The sequence below is a fragment of the Bradyrhizobium sp. AZCC 1588 genome, from assembly GCF_036924735.1.
In the GTDB taxonomy this organism is placed as follows: Bacteria; Pseudomonadota; Alphaproteobacteria; order Rhizobiales; family Xanthobacteraceae; genus Bradyrhizobium.
In genome coordinates this window covers 2,986,985-3,002,846 of record NZ_JAZHSC010000001.1, presented here as the reverse complement: position 1 = coordinate 3,002,846, position 15,862 = coordinate 2,986,985, and the positions used below count along the sequence as shown (strand labels likewise).

At 63.1% G+C, this 15,862-nt stretch carries 17 protein-coding genes; 2 read left to right on the top strand and 15 right to left on the bottom strand.

The annotated features are described in order from the left end of the window. Positions 1–12: 12 nt before the first annotated feature. The 15 genes from V1277_RS14050 to V1277_RS13980 are packed head-to-tail and all read right to left on the bottom strand — an operon-like array spanning position 13 to position 11,999. A complete protein-coding gene (locus tag V1277_RS14050) occupies positions 13–432 on the bottom strand; it encodes a GPW/gp25 family protein (protein ID WP_334416715.1) in 420 nt (139 codons plus the stop codon). A gap of 4 nt (positions 433–436) precedes the next feature. After that, positions 437–733 carry a PAAR domain-containing protein gene (locus V1277_RS14045; protein WP_334416714.1) on the bottom strand — a complete coding sequence of 99 codons (297 nt, stop codon included), beginning with the start codon at positions 731–733 and terminating at the stop codon, positions 437–439. 7 nt (positions 734–740) lie between these two features. Continuing rightward, positions 741–1,373 (bottom strand): phage baseplate assembly protein V, encoded by a 633-nt coding sequence (locus tag V1277_RS14040; protein WP_334416712.1) that lies wholly within the window; start codon positions 1,371–1,373, stop codon positions 741–743. Then, positions 1,361–2,470, bottom strand: coding sequence for a phage late control D family protein (locus V1277_RS14035; RefSeq protein WP_334416710.1), 1,110 nt, complete (start codon positions 2,468–2,470; stop codon positions 1,361–1,363). Before V1277_RS14035 ends, V1277_RS14040 begins: the two co-directional genes overlap by 13 nt. Further along, the gene (locus V1277_RS14030) at positions 2,448–3,137 is read right to left on the bottom strand and encodes a CIS tube protein (protein ID WP_334416708.1); all 690 of its coding nucleotides are present in this window, start codon (positions 3,135–3,137) and stop codon (positions 2,448–2,450) included. The genes V1277_RS14035 and V1277_RS14030 overlap by 23 nt, the downstream gene beginning before the upstream one ends. A gap of 9 nt (positions 3,138–3,146) precedes the next feature. Beyond that, positions 3,147–4,136 (bottom strand): hypothetical protein, encoded by a 990-nt coding sequence (locus V1277_RS14025; protein ID WP_334416706.1) that lies wholly within the window; start codon positions 4,134–4,136, stop codon positions 3,147–3,149. 41 nt (positions 4,137–4,177) lie between these two features. Then, positions 4,178–4,600: a phage tail protein gene (locus tag V1277_RS14020; protein WP_334416704.1), complete on the bottom strand. Its 423-nt coding sequence runs from the start codon at positions 4,598–4,600 to the stop codon at positions 4,178–4,180. 8 nt (positions 4,601–4,608) lie between these two features. Then, the gene (locus V1277_RS14015) at positions 4,609–4,791 is read right to left on the bottom strand and encodes a DUF6760 family protein (protein ID WP_334416702.1); all 183 of its coding nucleotides are present in this window, start codon (positions 4,789–4,791) and stop codon (positions 4,609–4,611) included. After that, positions 4,788–5,189, bottom strand: a complete 402-nt coding sequence (locus tag V1277_RS14010) for a hypothetical protein (RefSeq protein WP_334416700.1) — start codon at positions 5,187–5,189, stop codon at positions 4,788–4,790. Before V1277_RS14010 ends, V1277_RS14015 begins: the two co-directional genes overlap by 4 nt. 17 nt (positions 5,190–5,206) lie before the next feature. Continuing rightward, positions 5,207–5,641 carry a phage tail protein gene (locus tag V1277_RS14005; RefSeq protein WP_334416698.1) on the bottom strand — a complete coding sequence of 145 codons (435 nt, stop codon included), beginning with the start codon at positions 5,639–5,641 and terminating at the stop codon, positions 5,207–5,209. Positions 5,642–5,653: 12 nt separating this feature from the next. Next, entirely contained in the window at positions 5,654–7,201 is a 1,548-nt protein-coding gene (locus tag V1277_RS14000; RefSeq protein WP_334416697.1) for a phage tail sheath family protein, read from the bottom strand. Between the two features lie 48 nt (positions 7,202–7,249). Then, positions 7,250–8,206 (bottom strand): hypothetical protein, encoded by a 957-nt coding sequence (locus V1277_RS13995; protein WP_334416696.1) that lies wholly within the window; start codon positions 8,204–8,206, stop codon positions 7,250–7,252. A gap of 22 nt (positions 8,207–8,228) precedes the next feature. Continuing rightward, positions 8,229–8,972 carry a hypothetical protein gene (locus tag V1277_RS13990; RefSeq protein WP_334416694.1) on the bottom strand — a complete coding sequence of 248 codons (744 nt, stop codon included), beginning with the start codon at positions 8,970–8,972 and terminating at the stop codon, positions 8,229–8,231. Next, complete coding sequence (locus V1277_RS13985) at positions 8,969–9,580, bottom strand: Pvc16 family protein (protein WP_334416692.1); 612 nt, start codon at positions 9,578–9,580, stop codon at positions 8,969–8,971. The genes V1277_RS13990 and V1277_RS13985 overlap by 4 nt, the downstream gene beginning before the upstream one ends. Positions 9,581–9,587: 7 nt before the next feature. Continuing rightward, positions 9,588–11,999: an ATP-binding protein gene (locus V1277_RS13980; protein ID WP_334416691.1), complete on the bottom strand. Its 2,412-nt coding sequence runs from the start codon at positions 11,997–11,999 to the stop codon at positions 9,588–9,590. Between the two features lie 748 nt (positions 12,000–12,747). Here V1277_RS13980 and V1277_RS13975 point away from each other — a divergent pair. After that, on the top strand, positions 12,748–13,386 hold the full coding sequence (locus V1277_RS13975; RefSeq protein WP_334416689.1) for a response regulator transcription factor: 639 nt from the start codon (positions 12,748–12,750) through the stop codon (positions 13,384–13,386). A gap of 218 nt (positions 13,387–13,604) precedes the next feature. Next, positions 13,605–15,821 (top strand): hypothetical protein, encoded by a 2,217-nt coding sequence (locus V1277_RS13970; protein WP_334416687.1) that lies wholly within the window; start codon positions 13,605–13,607, stop codon positions 15,819–15,821. The last annotated feature ends 41 nt before the right edge of the window (positions 15,822–15,862 follow it).

The following is a 15,862-nucleotide window of genomic DNA, read 5'->3' as shown; positions in this document are numbered from 1 at the left end:
GGTAGCGAGCGCTCACCGTTGCGCTCCTTCGCGGAAATAAAACGGATAGACCAGGTTCCCGGTCTGGTTCGTCGCCCGCACGCGATAATCGATTTCGACGAGGAGCTTGCCGTTCACGGCTTCGTCGCCCGTGGCGCGGATCTGCAAGAGCTCGATCCGCGGCTCGAAACGCGTGAGCGCGTCGCGCACCGTCTCTTCCACGCGGGTGAGCGCCGTGGTGTCCATCGCCGTGAAGACGAGGTCGTGGATGCCGCAACCGAAATCCGGCCGCATTACGCGCTCACCGCGGCCCGTGCCGATGATGATGCGGATCGACTGCCTGATGTCCTCCTCGTATGCCGCGCTCGCGACCGTGCCGGTGAACGGATCGAAGACGACGGGAAACCCCCATCCGCGGCCGAGAACTTTCTTGCCTTCGTCGATCGCGGCCATGCGTTCACCCGATCAGCACCGTGGGCGCGCCGAACGCGATCGCGTTCGGCGGTCCTGCCTCGACGACCGTGTCGCCTTGTCGCGCCGCTGGCAGGCCGCCGATCAGCACCGTCGTGCTGCCGACCGCGACGACGCCCCCGACATGCGGCTTGAGCCCGTCGACCAGCGGGCAGAGATGCGTATCCGAGCCCGCACGCCACGCCGGCCGGCCGCCGATCAGCACGGTCGGACAGCCCGGCCCCGGCGCGAGCGGCGTGCCGTGGCTCGTGGTGTCGCCGACTCGTGCTGCAGGCTGGCCCATGGCGTCCTCAATTGATCTGCACGAGCGTGCCGCGGATCGTCATCGTTGCGCCGGCCTTGACCTCCATCGTGCCGCTCGCGTCGAGCGTGATGGTGGGTGCGCTGATCGTGACCTTGCTGAGCGCTTTGACGTCGATCGCTCCGCTCTTGACCGTAATGCTGTTCCCCTGTCCGTCGTCCCAACGCATCTGCTCGTTTGTGAGCTCGAGGATCTGGCCGGACCGGAGCTTGAGATGCAGCGCGCTGTCGGCGCCGTCGTTGAACAGAATCTCGTGCTTGTCGCGCGAGCGGATGACGCGCAGGTCGTTCTTCCCGTCGGAATTGTTGAGCGGCGTCGCGTCCTTGCCGTTCCAGAGCGCGCCGATCACGAACGGAAAGCGGATGTCTTCGCGCTCGAAGGCCACGAGAACCTCCTGCTCCTTCTCCGGAAGGAAGTAGGTTCCCTGGTCGGCGCCGGCCATCGGCACAGCGATGCGCGCCCAGTAGCTCTCGTTCGGATTCTCGTACCACGGATAGCGCACCTTCACGCGCCCTAACCCCTCGTCGTCCTTGTTCTGTGTCACGACGGCGACGGCCACGCCTTTGACGTAGCCGCCGGCCTCGAGCGCGACTTCGCGCGGCGCGATGCTCAGGCCTTCCACAGCGTGTTCTCCTTCACCTTGAAGCGCGTGCGATAACCGCCGGAATCGAAGCGGTGGGTCGCCTCGCGCACGTAATAGGTTTTGGAAAAGCGGCCGAGCCCGCCGAGCGTGATGTTGTGGTCCGGGAGAATGTCCGGCAGCCCGATCGTCTCGCCCTCGCCGGTGACGAATTTCTCGGCATTCTCCTTGAGCAACGCGCGCGCCTTTTCCGACGCGTCCGCCTGGTCGAACACGGGCTGGCGTACGCGCAGCACCGGCTGTTTGCGCAGCACCGTCCTGATCTTGTCGCCGCCGCTTTCACTTCTCGGATCGCGGCCGGGCTCGTCGCCGTTCACCGCCTTGCCGACGATCTTGTCCTTGGTCTTGGCATCCCAGCCATAGACCTCGACTCTCGAGACCTGCCCGGCGAGGTTGCCGTCGGGCTTGAAGTTGAGCAGACCCTTGCCCCATTCCAGCGTGACGACGCCACTGCCCTGGTTGTTCGGCGGATGGAAATGCAGCGTGTTGCCGCTGACATAGACCTCGTAGCCGTTGCGCTGCGCGAGCTTGTTGAGGAACTCGAGATCGCCCTCCTGATTCTGCTCGATCTGCGGCTCCTCTTTTTTCGTCCGCAGCACGTTCGTCTTGAGGCCATGGAAGCCGGCGATTTCGATGACCGCGGCGCTGTCGTATTGCTTGACCCAGCTGCGCGTGTTCTTCCCGCCCATCATCGGGAAGGCATTGTCGTACCCGGAGATGCTCAGCTCCGGCGGTGCGCCCTCGGTGAAGCTCGTCGAGATCTGCGTGACGATGCCTTCGATCAGAACCTGCAGGTTAGCCACGTCGCCATAGCCCATCGCGATCTTGATCGGCGCCCCGAAAGCGAGCAGGTCGAGGAGATCAGTACGGCCGTCGCTGGCGAGGAATTGCCGCGTCTCGAAGTCGAACGCGTCGGCGACGGCGAAGCTGAAACGGCCGGCGCCGCCGAGCGTCAGATCGACCTCGGCCTGAGTGACGGCGACGGCATGTTCGCGCAGCAGATCCTTGTCGTCCACGCGCACCGCGAAAGCGGGGACGTACAGGTCGCCGTAGCGATCAGATAGCGCGGCGAGGTCCATCTTCGGGCTCCAGCGGCGGCAGGACCAGCCAGGTGCCGGGGCCGACCTGCCATGGATTGTCGATGTCGTTGGCGTAGGCGATCTTTCGCCACAAAGCCGGATCGCCGTATTCGCGCCAGGCGAGCAGCCACATGTTGTCGGAGGCGTCGAGGACGCGGCGCTTGGTGCGGTCCGAGGATTCGCGCGCCGGGCTCCGCAGCTGGCGCGGCAGCGTCAGGTATTCCTTGAAGGTGACGTTGACCGTGGCGCGAACCGGCGTTCCATCCGGTTTGAACAGCGTGAATTTCTGCGACACCTTCTCTAGGATCGCCTCGAAATGCAGCTTCCCCCATACGAAGCGCACCGGGGAGGGCGCGTGCAGCTGCGGATCGATCTCAAGCAGCCCGGCAATCTCCTTCACCCGTTCGTGCACCGGCTTCTTGTCGCCGCGCGCCTCCGGCTGGTCGGGATCGGTGTAGTCATCGAGGAAGAGTTCCATGCTGAGCTGGTCCGCTTCCCCGTTGATGAAGTGGAGGAGCGGACTGGCGAGCCCGGCGATCGGCGTCGCCTTGAAGGTGTTGCTGCGCTCGCGCGTATATTCCGCCGGATTGAAGAGGACGGTGATCGGCGGCAGGCTCGCCTTCGAGCCCTTCATCACTTCGATCTGCGCCTTTTCCAGCTTGTTCATTGCCGTTCCTCAGCCGCCGCGCCGCTCGCGCTCGACGCGCAGCTTCTGTTCGATGCGGCCGATCACCTCGTGGGTCAGACGGTTCATCGTCGCCGGATCGATCTGGATGGCGCTCGCGGCGGAAAGGCGCGGAGCGCTGGTCGCGGCGGAGGGGGGCGCAACGGGAGCTGGCGCGGCCCGGCTCGGGCTCGCCGCCGCCGGCATCGCGCGGCGCAGGCCATACGAGATGGTGTCGTCAGTCCGTGCGCCGCCCCCGGCCGGCGGCTTGCGCCACACGATATCGGCGCGCCGCGGCGCCGCCACCGGGCGCGATGGTTCCGGGATATGCCGAAACACCCGGTGCTCGGGTCGGGCGGCTCTGACGTCGTCCGTTAGCGCGAACGCGAATAGGCGAGGGACATTGGTCGCTGCGCGGCGCGTCGAGACAAGCCGCGATGCTGCCGGGAAAGCCACGTCCGCGTCAAGCGCAGCGCCTCGGCGCGACACGTAACGCTGCAGTGGCCACGCTAGGGGCATACGTTGCGGCGCGGTGGCCGGCCCGGAATGCGGTGCAAGCCCTAGGCGGAAAAGACGCGGCGGAAAGACGCGCCCCGCCCGCACGACGGCGCGCCGAGCGGAAGGCGGCCTGTTCTCCTGCGCGGCCGACAACAATCGCAGAGCAGTGCGATAGGCGTCCGGACGACGGTCGAGTTCACTGGCCCGTTGCCGCGCCGATCGCAAGGTCAGGACCGGACCGAGCCGCGTAAGAATCCGCAGCGCCGGCGCGTGTCGGGGCGCCGCTTGAACGGCTCGCTCGAGCAGAAAGTAGAGCTGCGCGCTCCAGGCGAGGACGACCTGCAGCCGATTGTCGACTTGCAGGATCCTGGTGGATTCGCTTTCGGCCGGAGCCGGCGGCTCGGGATGGGAGTGCCGCCAGGCCAACGCGAGACGAAATCGAGGGAGTCGGGGCGCGCCGGCGCAATCGCGCGGTCCAAATCGCGCGGGCAGGTAGCGCGCCATCCGCAATCGCCTTCGCACCGGCCATACGCGCAGTGTGATCATCATCCGGCCCTTAATCCGTGATGCGCAAACTCGACGCTTTCAACGAGCACCTGGTTGCCGACCGCGTCGAGATCGCCACCCGACCACTTCACCGGAAATGCGGCGTCCGCATGCCAGCGCTTCTTCTCTACGCCGGTCTCGTCGAGCACGATGATCGAGATGGTGCGCCGGGTGACCCGCCCTTCGACCACCGCGCGGTGCCAGTCCCATAGCTTCGCATCGACGGTGCCGCGCTCAAGCACCAGGTTGCCATAGGTCGTCAGGGTCGCGAATTTGTGCTCGTGGTCATTGACGCCGCCTTCGCGGTAGACGTCGACTTTCGTCTCGGCGTTGATCCCTTTCACCCGGTTGAACCCGCCCCACTGGACGCGGTCAAACTCGATCATGTAGCGATGCGGGCGCAGCGGGTCCGGACGTTTCATGGCTCACCTCAGTCGATCTCGAAAGGATTCGGCGGCACGCCGTCGAGCTGTCGGTTGATCGCCGAGATCTCGCGGCACCAGCGTCGTCGCTCCGCATGTTCGAGTTGCATTAATTCCTCCCGGCTCCAGTGCAGGTGGTAGGCGACGAAGGCCATCTCCTCGTAGAGCGCGCGCCGAGGATAGGCCTTCATACTTCCCCCACGACACCGAAGCCTCCGCGTTCGCTGAGCCGGCCATTGCCGGGCGCGGGTGGCCGCGATCCGTCAAGCCGCTGATCAGTCTCTTCGCTGCAGTTGATCTCTTCGTAGAGCCGCTGCAGGTAATCGAGGTCGGACGCGTAGAGACCCTCGATTACGTTGGTGTCGATCTCGGCGAGCGAGCCGAGCTTGACGATCACCCGCGCCAGCACGATCACCGCCAGATAAGCAGCGTTCTGCTGCACGCGCGGGTCGCGCAGTGGCAGGATCTCGTCGGCGGCGGTGGCGAGGCGCATGACGCCCTGGCGATGCAGCAGGCCGGTCGGATCGACATATCCCTTCGGCAGCGTGAACTCGACCTCGGTGCGCAACCCGTTGACGCGCGATGTCATGGTCGTACCTCCATTCGTCAGGCGACGCGCTCGACGCCTTCGTTGCAGAGCTCGAGCGTCTCGATGAAGACCTCGTTGCCTTTGCCGTTGAGATCGCTCGGGTCGTATTTCATCGGCCAGGCGCGATTGACGACGAAGCGCGCCTTGTCGGCGCCGGTCTCGTCCTGGACCGTGATGGTCACGGTCTTCCGGTTCTTCTGGATCTGGCCGTCGAGAATGGCCTTGTGCCAGTCGAACAGCTTCTTCGAATCGGTGGTGACTCCGAATTTGAGGGTCACGTTTCCGTATTTCGTTAGGCCCGAGAGCTTCATCACATGCGTCGGATCGGTGCCGACGCGGTCCTCGATCACATCCGTCGTCGTCTCGGCCAAAGCCGCCTCGTTGAATCCAATCTGAGCGATGCCGGCGATATCGACCCGGAAACGAAAATTGCGGAGGGGATCAGGGCGCATGGAATCCTCCCATCAGCGCTGCGCTTCGACAGTGTTCTGGAAGACGCGAAAGATAACGAACTCGGCCGGACGTACGGGCGCAATCCCGATCTCGCACACCAGCCGACCATTCAGGATGTCGTCTTGCGTCATGGTTGTGCGGTCGCAAGTGACGAAGAAGGCCTGATCCTCCGTCTCGCCCATCATCGCGCCAAGCCGCCACTGTCCGCGCAGGAATAGGCGAATCGTGTCCTTGACGCGCGCCCAGAGCTTCTCGTCATTGGGCTCGAACACCACCCACTGGGTTCCCTCGTAGATCGACGCTTCGAGGAAAATGAAGAGACGGCGCACGGATACGTATTTCCATAGCGAGTTGGAACTCAGCGTGCGCGCGCCCCAGAGCAGGATGCCGCGGCCGGGAAAGCTGCGGATGGCATTGATGCCCTTGGGATTGAAAGAGTCCTGGATCTTGTCGTCGATCCGGTATTCCAGGTCCAGCGTACCGCGTACGACCTCATTGGCTGGCGCCTTGAACACGCCGCGGTCGGTATCGGTGCGGGCGTAGATCCCGAGCACATGGCCGCCCGGTGGGACGAATCTCGGCAGACCGGTCTGCGGATCCGGGATCTGGATCCAGGGATAGTATAAGGCGGCGTATTGCGACTCCTGAATAGCGGTGCGCGGGTCCGCCGGCGTCGGCTGTCCCTTCTCGCAGTCGAGCACCGCGAATCGGAACTTCTGATTTTCGCAATGCCCGATGATCTTCTGCCGTGTCCCCTTGTCGACTATGCCTGGTGCATAGATCAGCGATACTTCACGGAACTCATCGAGCAGAAGGGCCGCGAGACCGATACGCTTGAGCGGGTCGGTATCCTCGCCAACATAGTCGTTCACGGCCGGCGGATTTCCATCAGCCCCGCCGCCAAGCGGCGCAAGGCCGCCGGTCGGCACGTTAGGCGTCGGTGTTGCGGCGAGGTCGACCTCGATCAGCGTTGAATTCCCGTTGATCTTCTTCTCGATAAAGTCCGTCGAACTTTCCGCGAGCGAAAGATCGTCGAAATCTTCCGCGCGTGCCGGCCGCGGCAGCTTGTCGGTATCGTCAAACGGGTTGAAGGGAGTAAATCCCGGCGGCAGCATGGTCCAATACGCGATCTGAATTCGAACGCCCAGCGGAATGGGATTGGTCGGGTTGTTCGGGTCGGGGACTTTGGTCGTGCTTTCTTTGATCTGAATGAAGACCCGATCGCCCCATGCTCCCGGGCCGAGCGCTCTGACGGTCAGGTCACCCGCTGCGATTGTCGACACGGCGGCCCCAGCCCGGTCGAGAACGCGGCATATAAAAACGCGCTTGCCGCCGTTGTCGAAGAAGCCGTTGACAGCGTGCGGCATGAATTTATCGCGCGCGAACACGCCGCCGAACCAGCGCAAATAGTCGTTATAAGCCGTGATCAAACGCGGCCGCAGAGGACCGCGCTCGGTCTCGCCGAGGAACGCGGCGGTGCTGGTGGCGACGCCTTCGATCGGCCGCGGACCGCGCTCGATCTCCTCGATATAGACGCCGGGATGCAGATATTCTGGCATGGCTGATCTCCGTCACGATCACAATGCGGCTGCTTGCGCGGGCCGTGGTTAGGGTGCGGGTTTGTCGCTGAGCGCTTTGCGGATCGTCTCGTCCTCGTTTTTCTTCAGCTCGTCGAGCCTCTTCGTCTCAGCCGCGAGGTCGTCCGGGCTTTTCTCAAAATCTCTTTCCGCTTCGGCGAGTGTTCGCCGCGCGTCCCGATATTGCGTCCAAGCGGCATCGATCTCTCGCTGTAGATCCGCCGTCGCAATCAGGTAGATCTTTCCGCGCTCCGGCCATTTCACGCAGCGCGGCCATCGGTCCACCTGGATCGGCGGCTCGCGCTGTGCGCCCGGCGCATTCGGTGTGACGCTCTGATGCGGCGGCAGCGCCTTGAACCAGAACAGATACAGGCTGATCTTCGGACTCGGACCGTTATAGGCGTCCTTGACATCCTTGATCGCCTTGTCGACGTCGTCGAGCTGCTTGCTCAATTGCTGCTCGATCGAGAGCCAGCCGTCGAGCTCGGCCTTCCTCGCCTCGACATCGACTTTGGCCTTCTTCAAAGTTTCGTGTTTTGGTCCCGGGTGTTTCGGCTCGAAACCTCCGACTACGTCGGCCTGCTTCTTGATCTCTTCCTTTGTGGGGCAGACACACTGGTCTATGATGTCGATCCAGTTCGGATAGTCGTTGATGTCTTTCCAGACTCGATCGAGCGCAGCCGCCTGCGCCTTCCAGCGTCCGACTAGCTCGTCACGTTTCTTGTCCGTGTAATTCTTGATCACTTGATCTCGCTTTTGCTTGATCGGCCCGAGCTCAGCCTTGAGGGTTTCCTCCAGCTTGCGCTTCCAGGTCTCCTTCTCGAGTTTCGTCAAATCGTCATCGATGCCGGCGGGCTGCCCCGCGCCGTTGCCGCCATTCGGCGCTACGCCGTTCCCGGCGCCAGCGGCTGTGTTGGCGGCCGCGGGTGATGCAGGCGGGGTCGGTATTGCTCTCTCTGATTCCTGCGGCTGGTTGGGCTCTGCCATAGGTCCCTCCTGACATTGACCGTCACACCGGATTGAGTTGTTCCCAGGCGATCACGCCGAAATTCGGCGTTCCCGGCTGCGGCGGTATGCTTCCGGGCGCGACCAACGTCGTTCCCGGCGTGACCAGCGCTTCGGGCGTCGCGCGGCGCAGCGCGCCGCGCGTGAAGACCAGACGGACGTTGATCTGCTGCGGTCCTCCGTCGGCAGACGCGCCGGGCGGCAGCAGCAGCGCGGTACGAAACTCGCCGTTAACCGCGGTCAAGCCCAAAGCGATCGAAGGATGCCAATTGCCTGCTTGTGTCGCGTCTTTCCATTGCGGCTCCACGGCCGCGCCGGCGAGGCGCGGCGCGTTCGCCGCCGCGGTTTCCTGCAGGCGTCCGTGCAGCTGGGTGACGCTGTCGGGGAACGGGTAGGCGGGAGTCGGCCGCAGAAGGATGCGCAGCCGCCGCGCCGTCTGATCGATCGGGATTGCCGGCTGCAGCGGATCTTCCGCCGGCGGATCCGGAATCGGCGCCACGTTGCGCGTCTCCGGCTCGAACGGCCGGTTCTCCGGTGTGACAGTGACGGCGTTCGGCCGTGCCGCGCCTTCCGCCAGCCAGACGAAATGCCCGCTGCGATTGACGATCGGCTTGCCGACGAGCCCGTCGGCCTCGACCCGCACGCCTTCACTTACCAGCGCGCCGCTGATCGGATCGACGAGCGCAACTGCGAAAAGGATCCTGCGCCGCAGAAGATCGGGAGCGGAGATGGGGAAGGGTGAAGTCATGCCGCCCTCACGCTGCCTGCTGCCCGCTGGCCGACATTTCGTCGGTCGTCGACCACCGGTCCGGCGACGGGCGTTTCCAACGCATCGATCCAGACGGGCGAGGCGAGATAGACGACGGAGGTGCGGTAGTCGACGTTCGGGAAGAGCGACCATATGCGGTTGAGTTCTTCCGTGGTCACTGGCTCGAGGCTGAGCCGCACCGTGTCGCCTTCGACCTCTTCACCGACCAGGAAGGGACCGTCCTGCAGCGCCTGGATCGCGAGGCCAAGGCTCTCCCAAAGCGTCTCCTGCAGGCCGACTTGCGCATCCGCCGGCTCGTCTGAAATCGAGCCAGTCGTCACGAGATAGAAGACATCCAGCGGCAGCGCGTGTTCAAAGAGCTGAGGGCCGTCCGCGGGCGTCTTTGGTGGCAGGATGCGTTCGACGTTGCGCAGAGCCGGGCTCGCCACCAAACGATACGGAAAGAGGATGATCAGGGCGTCCTTCGCTTTCGGCGAGTTCGGCGGACCGACGATGACGCGATCTGAGAAACCCGGGACCGCCGTCACCTTGGTCTCGATCCGCTGGGCCATCGCTCGCGTCACACGCTGGATTGCTCTCGCTTGCATGCCGCCCTCACGCCGCTCGTTCGGCGAGCTCGCGCTCGGCCTGATGCATGCCGATCTTGGATAGCTCGGCGCGCGTCGCTTCGATGAGATGCTTCATGCTGATCGGCGCGTCGGCAGCGGCCGCGGCGAATGCGGCGCGCAGCGTGATCTGCCGGATACTGCCGCCGGTGAGCTCCAGCCGCCGCGCGATGAAGCGGTAATCGATGTCGTCGCCGAGCGGTGCGCCGGCGAGGCATTGCCGCCAGATCGCCTCGCGCGCGATCGCATCCGGGACCGGGAAGTCGACTGTAAATCGGAAACGGCGCAGGAAAGCGGGATCGAGATTCTGGCGGAAGTTCGTAGTGAGGATCGCAAGCCCAGTGAAGGCCTCGATCCGCTGCAGCAGGTAGGCGACCTCCAGGTTGGCGTAGCGGTCGTGCGCATCTTTTACTTCGCTGCGCTTGCCGAAGAACGCGTCGGCCTCGTCGATCTGCACGACGGCGCCGCTGCGCTCGGCTTCCCCGAAGACGATGTCGAAATTTTTGTTGGTCTCACCGATATATTTACTGGGCAATTGGGCGAGATCGACCGAATAGATGAGGCGGCCGAGCGCGTTCGCGATCGCCTGCGCCGCCATGGTCTTGCCGGTTCCCGGCGGTCCGGAGAACAGCACTGTCACGCCGCGGCCATACGGGATCTGCTCGGCGAACCGCCATTTCCCGAACACGGTCGGGGCGTATTTGATGTTGCCAATGATCTCTTGCAGCTGATGGTGCCTATCTTCCGGGAGGACGACTTGGGTAAGCGTAAAGCTCGGCTCGATGCGCCGCGCGAAGCTCGGCAGCGTCGGACTCGCGATGCGACGGCTGGCATCGGCGATCTCAGCGACACCCGGCTGTTCGGCGCGGCCGTGGCCCGCGGCGACCGCCTGGGCAAAGCCGAGCGCGAGAGCCACGTCGCTCTCCGGCAAAGCGTATGTGGCCGCAAACCGGTCGGCTTCCTCTCGCGTTATTATGATACCGGACGCGCGCGTGGCCATGATGAGTGCCTTGGCGCGTTCTTCGACTGTAGTTGTCGAACGCTCGAGGATTGCTACCGCGCCGGCGAAAAGCTCACGGCTGCGTTCCGGCGCGTCGACGATGACGAAAATCGGATGCGCGGAGGCGGTCGAGAGTTGTAGCAGCACGCTTTCCACCCCAGTCAGGAGCTCGGGGCCGCAGCCGCTTGCATCGATGATCGGCACGAGCGCGAAGAGCTTGACCATACGCGTCGCGCGCGCCGCGAAATCGTCGAGCTCGCCGGCCGCCAGGCTGCGGAGCGCCGCGACGGAGATACGGATCGGCTCGGCTCCCGCCGCAAGCGCGGCGGCTTCCGCTCGGATCCGCCAGGCGTCGGGCTCATCGCCTGCAAGAAGCAAACGCGAGCCCGGCGGCGTGGAGGCGAGCTGTGCGTCGAGCCGTTCGCGGTCCGCATCGCTGGTGATCGCGAGGGACGCTCCCGGCCATGCGGCCAGGCGTACGGTGCGTCGTAGCTGCGGATCTCCGGCGAGCAGGGAGCGGTGATCGAGCAGCCAGTTGAGTAGAGCTCGATCAATCCGGAGCGGTTCGTCCGCAGCCCATCCCGCTTGACCCGTCTCCAGCAGGCGCCAGCGCGCGAGGCCGCCGCTCGCCGCCAAACTGCCGCGCACGGTCAAAGGGTCGCCGAGCAACGCGCAGACGAGGCCGAGAGTCGCATGCCGATGACTGTAATTGTCGTGCAGATACCCAAATGCGCGCTGATAGCGCAAGTCGAGTTCCGGAGCGAGGCAAAGCAGGAATGCCTTGCGCTCAAGCTCAGTGAGGCCGAGCCGCTCGCACATGACGGCGAAAGGCACGCTGTGCGCTTCCGCGGCGATTGCGGTCCCGACAGCGGCCCAGCGGATCGCGGCGTTCGCATCCTCCGGCGCGGCTGCATTCTCCTGTTCGAGCAGTTCAACCACTGTATCCCGGCCGATGGTGAGCCCGGGCAGCTCGTTGCTCGGTCGGCTGCGCTCGCGCGCAATGCAGCTTTTGAGCAGTGCGTCGAGCCAAAGGCGCGCCGCCTTGAGTGCTTGGGAATCCGCGGTCCTCGCTCGTGCAGTGGGTTCGGCCGAGGCGATGTGCGTATGGAGGAGCCGCGGGTGCGCGGCCGAATCGGACGTGCGCACGAGAGTACGTAGAATATCGACGAGTTCGCCGATACCAAGCTCACTCACGCTTGGTCTGATCTGCAAGCTTGGTGGGACGATGATCAACCTGACGACCGTGATCCGCCGTGCCCGATCCACCAATTGGCGCGCGAACTCGTCTAGCTCACCCTCCTCCCCAACAACGATAACAACATCTGCCGGTTGCTCCTGAAGAAATTGCTCGACCTGGCGCAATGATACGATCTGGCCGCCGATGAGGTGAAAATCGGGCAATCGCGAGAATGCTTCCGCTACTCCGCGGACGTAGAGATCGGATTTATTCTGAGCAATCAGAAGCCGTATCGGCGACAAGGTAATGCTCCCACGAAGCGTCACCTAGCATCTGCATTTCAAGAGGCTCGAACATGAGTCCGGAAGATAGAACTTTGCGCCCTGGCCGCTTGCGGATCTCGTTGATGGAGACATCTATCGATTGGTACAGGATCCGATAACTTTACAAACCGCGTTCACTGTAAACGGCCAAATCTTAGAGCTACTTAGCGGTCCGAGTTGCAGACAGGTGTGTACATCTGAAGGTAGGGACGCGCTGGAGACCTTAGAGCACGCGAGCGGGTTTTGTGCGCGCCAGATGATCGCCTCAACTCCGACGCAGGCCCCAAGGCTCGCTCGTCCGAAAGACCGAAATGCAGACAACTTCGGGAATGCGGACATGCCGCCGTGCACGAACTAATGAATTTATTCGCTGCTCCCGTTGCATAAGCTCCTGTTCTCAAGCTCCGGAAGGTTGGCGAATAGGACAAGTAAGAGGCTCGTCGGACATAGCGTTTGTGCTCCGATCCGTGTGAGCAATCACAATTTCAGCCCATTAGCAGGCAAACGCGTCCGCTGGCCCGGATCAGATGCGGTTCACTCGCCAAAACCGTTCGGCAATCGGCAATCGATCGCTCTTTGAGGTTGAAAAGAGCTTGGGGCGGCTGTATGGTATACTTTTGGTTGCCTAGGTGCTCAGTCCAGACTCGGGGTGGGGGCCTTGCGTATCATCATTGTCACGCCCGTGCGGTTGCTTGGCGAGGGACTGGCGACTTGCCTCAGCGGCAACGAAGGCGCATCTGTCCACGCGGTTGTGAACGATTTCGGCGCACTGCGCCGCGCACTGACTTCGGCCATCAATGTGGTGCTCATCGACGTCAGCTCCGGCTTTGATCTTGAGGAAGTGCGTTGCGTAGCTGCAGAACATCCGAGGCTTCGCCTGATCGCGATCGGCCTGCGCGAGCGGAGTGACGAGGTCATTCGTTGTGGTCGTGCCGGATTTGCCGCTTACGTGCCGCGGGACGCCCCAATCGAAACGTTGTGCGATACAATGGCGGCCGCAGTGGTCGGCCGGCTCACATGCCCCCCCGAAATCGCCTGCAGCCTATTGCGCCAGCTGTTCAACGGCGCCGCCCCACAGGCGGCGGCAAACAACAACGACCTCACGCGACGGGAAGGCGATGTTTTGCGGCTTCTGGGGCGCGGGTTTTCCAACAAGGAGATCGCACGCGAATTAGGTCTGAGCGTTGGAACAGTTAAACATCACGTTCATAGTATCTTGAGCAAGCTGGGGGTTCCCCGACGAACTCACGCAATGCGCAGGGTTCGTGAAGCACCCTGGATTGCGTAGCCTCAGGATTCGAAGCGGTGCGCCTACAGACTTTAGCCTTGTGGCGGCGAGTGCGAACATTAGCGTTCTGTCTTTTGACCATGGAGTTCGTGATTATCGTCTTCCGCATCAACCCTTCATCGGAGCAAATGGATGCCCCTCGTACACGAGAGTGAACAATAACAGCCCTGACGGAAGCGAACACGGTGCTCAGGGTGCTGACGGATAGGGGATGAGTCATGGGAGCGGCCAGACCCGAAGCGGGGTATTATCGGTGGAAAGCTCTAACCAAGGGCCAGAGGCGCGCTGCTACGGACATTCAAAGCTGGCTGCACGCGTTCTCGGAGCTCGGAATTCCGATGCGTGCCTCAGGAAAGAGTATCTTCGATTGGCAGCGGATCGACGAGAAGCGCGCGTCGAACGTAGTCGTCATCGACGGCCCGCGCGGCGCGGGCAAAACCAGTCTCATGCTGACGCTCGTGGAACTCTGGCGCCGGAGTCTGGCTCACGAGAAACTCGACGAGGCTTTAGCACCTGGCGAGATCGACCTCGAAGAGATCGCGCCGACATCCAGTGACCCGAACACAACCGAGCGGGAGGCCATTGAGCCGGTTCGCGGAAAGATCATTCCAATTCGCGTGCTCGACCTGGCGCCCCTTCCGCGATCGACCTCCCTTATTACGTGGGTCGCCGCGCAGCTCCGAGAATTCATCGATCTTCTCGACGAACGTACCGCTCCGGCGTTCTCAGACGTGAGCACGCACGCAGCCGTGCCCTGGGAGCCTGACTGGGACAAGGAACTGCCATCTCGGCGAGCATGGGCCGACCTAACAGCCAGCGCAGCATGGGGGTGGGATGACAATATCCAGGCTCGAAAGGGTACGCTCGATCCCGATGCGTACGCCGAAGAACTTCAGCAATCCGAACGGGCGCGTGTTGGCATCGTGGAGCGCTGGCGAACGCTCATTGGCGCGATTGTGAAAGATGCGGCCGAGCGGCACCCGAACCGTATAAGTGAGGAAGCTCGAATCGTCATTCCGATTGACGATGTTGATATGAACCCCCTGCGCACGACAGACCTGCTGGATTTTGTGCGCACCTTCTGGGACCCGCAGCTCGTTTTCATGTTGAGTGGCGATAGCGATCTGATTCTGGCAGCGCTCAAACGCTACCACACGAAATCCATGGGCGCGGATGACGACACCGCGGCGGGCTCCACGCTTCACGATATGGCTGCTCACGATATGGCTGCGCAGTCGTATGATAAGGTCGTGCCGCTCGCGCAACGATTCCGCATCAGTCCTCTTGAACCTACGGAACGTGTTGAGCTGCTTCGCGAACAACTTCCGAGTGACCTAAAGGAGCTGCTCCGCCGCGACCGGTGGGCGGCCGAAGCTTTGCCGCCCACGCTGCGCGCGCTCCACGACATGCGGCAGACGCTTTCCGGCCAAAGAACGAAGTCCGAAGTCATTGGCACCTTGTGGTCAACGGCGCTCGCGCAAGAGGCGCCTTCTGCTGAAGTGAGAAAGCAAATCGCTCAACATGTAGACCTCGGTCAAGACGGCATGCCTGCGATCGAACTGGATGTTGACGCGCCCGCCGAGCGGCTGGGTGAGTTCCGGATCAGGAACAGCAAAGAGCAATCGCACCATCGCACGCACCTCGTGCTGGAAGTCGCTTCGGGTCTTCGGCCATTTGAGCCCGAGGGCTTGAGTGGACGCATGCGCGGTGCGTTGCTGCTCGCGGCTGATCTCGCCGCCAACGATCCCGATGCAGCCTGGTCGCAAATTTCGATCGCTGGGCATGGTTATAAGTTCCCCGCGGTCCGGGCGCGAATATTGGCTTCGCTGGCCTCGCAGACCGACGGGGTGAAGCGGGCACATGATCTCCTCCGAAAGGGAGTGCGCTGGCCGCTGCCCGACTGGCCCGCGCCCGCTGATTTTGCCAGGTTTGCCGAGGAGTGGAGGAAAGTTATACCAGACATATTGCGAGGCCGCGATGGGAGCCCTGTAGCGGTGGAATTCCTTCTTTGGATTTGGCGTGTTCAGCAGGAACCGTCCGTACCGAACCTGCCGCCGCCGACAATCCCGACGACGCTGAGAGATGCTATCACCTTCATCCAGTCTGGAAGCGGCGCGACAATGACGCCACGCCAACATGCATACGTCGACTGGGCGGGAGCGCGAGCGCCACTGTTAGCAACGCCGGAATCGGGCCTGAATTGGTCCGCTGCTGGAGATATCCTTGCGGCGCGTAAGATTGGTCGGGGGCGTGATCCAGTCCACCAGGCGCGATTCGAACGCGCACGTATCACGCTCGAAACCCTGTCGAAGCAGTCGCTGCCTCGCAAGGAAGTCGATTCAGCGCTCACCTCAATCGACAAGGCGTTTGGCGACCACCCCTGGGTTCAGCGCTTTGGCGCATGGAAAGAGCAACTCGCACAAGACAAGCAGTAGTTGGAGAGCCCAGTGCCAGGCGCGTTGCCATACGGTTTTGT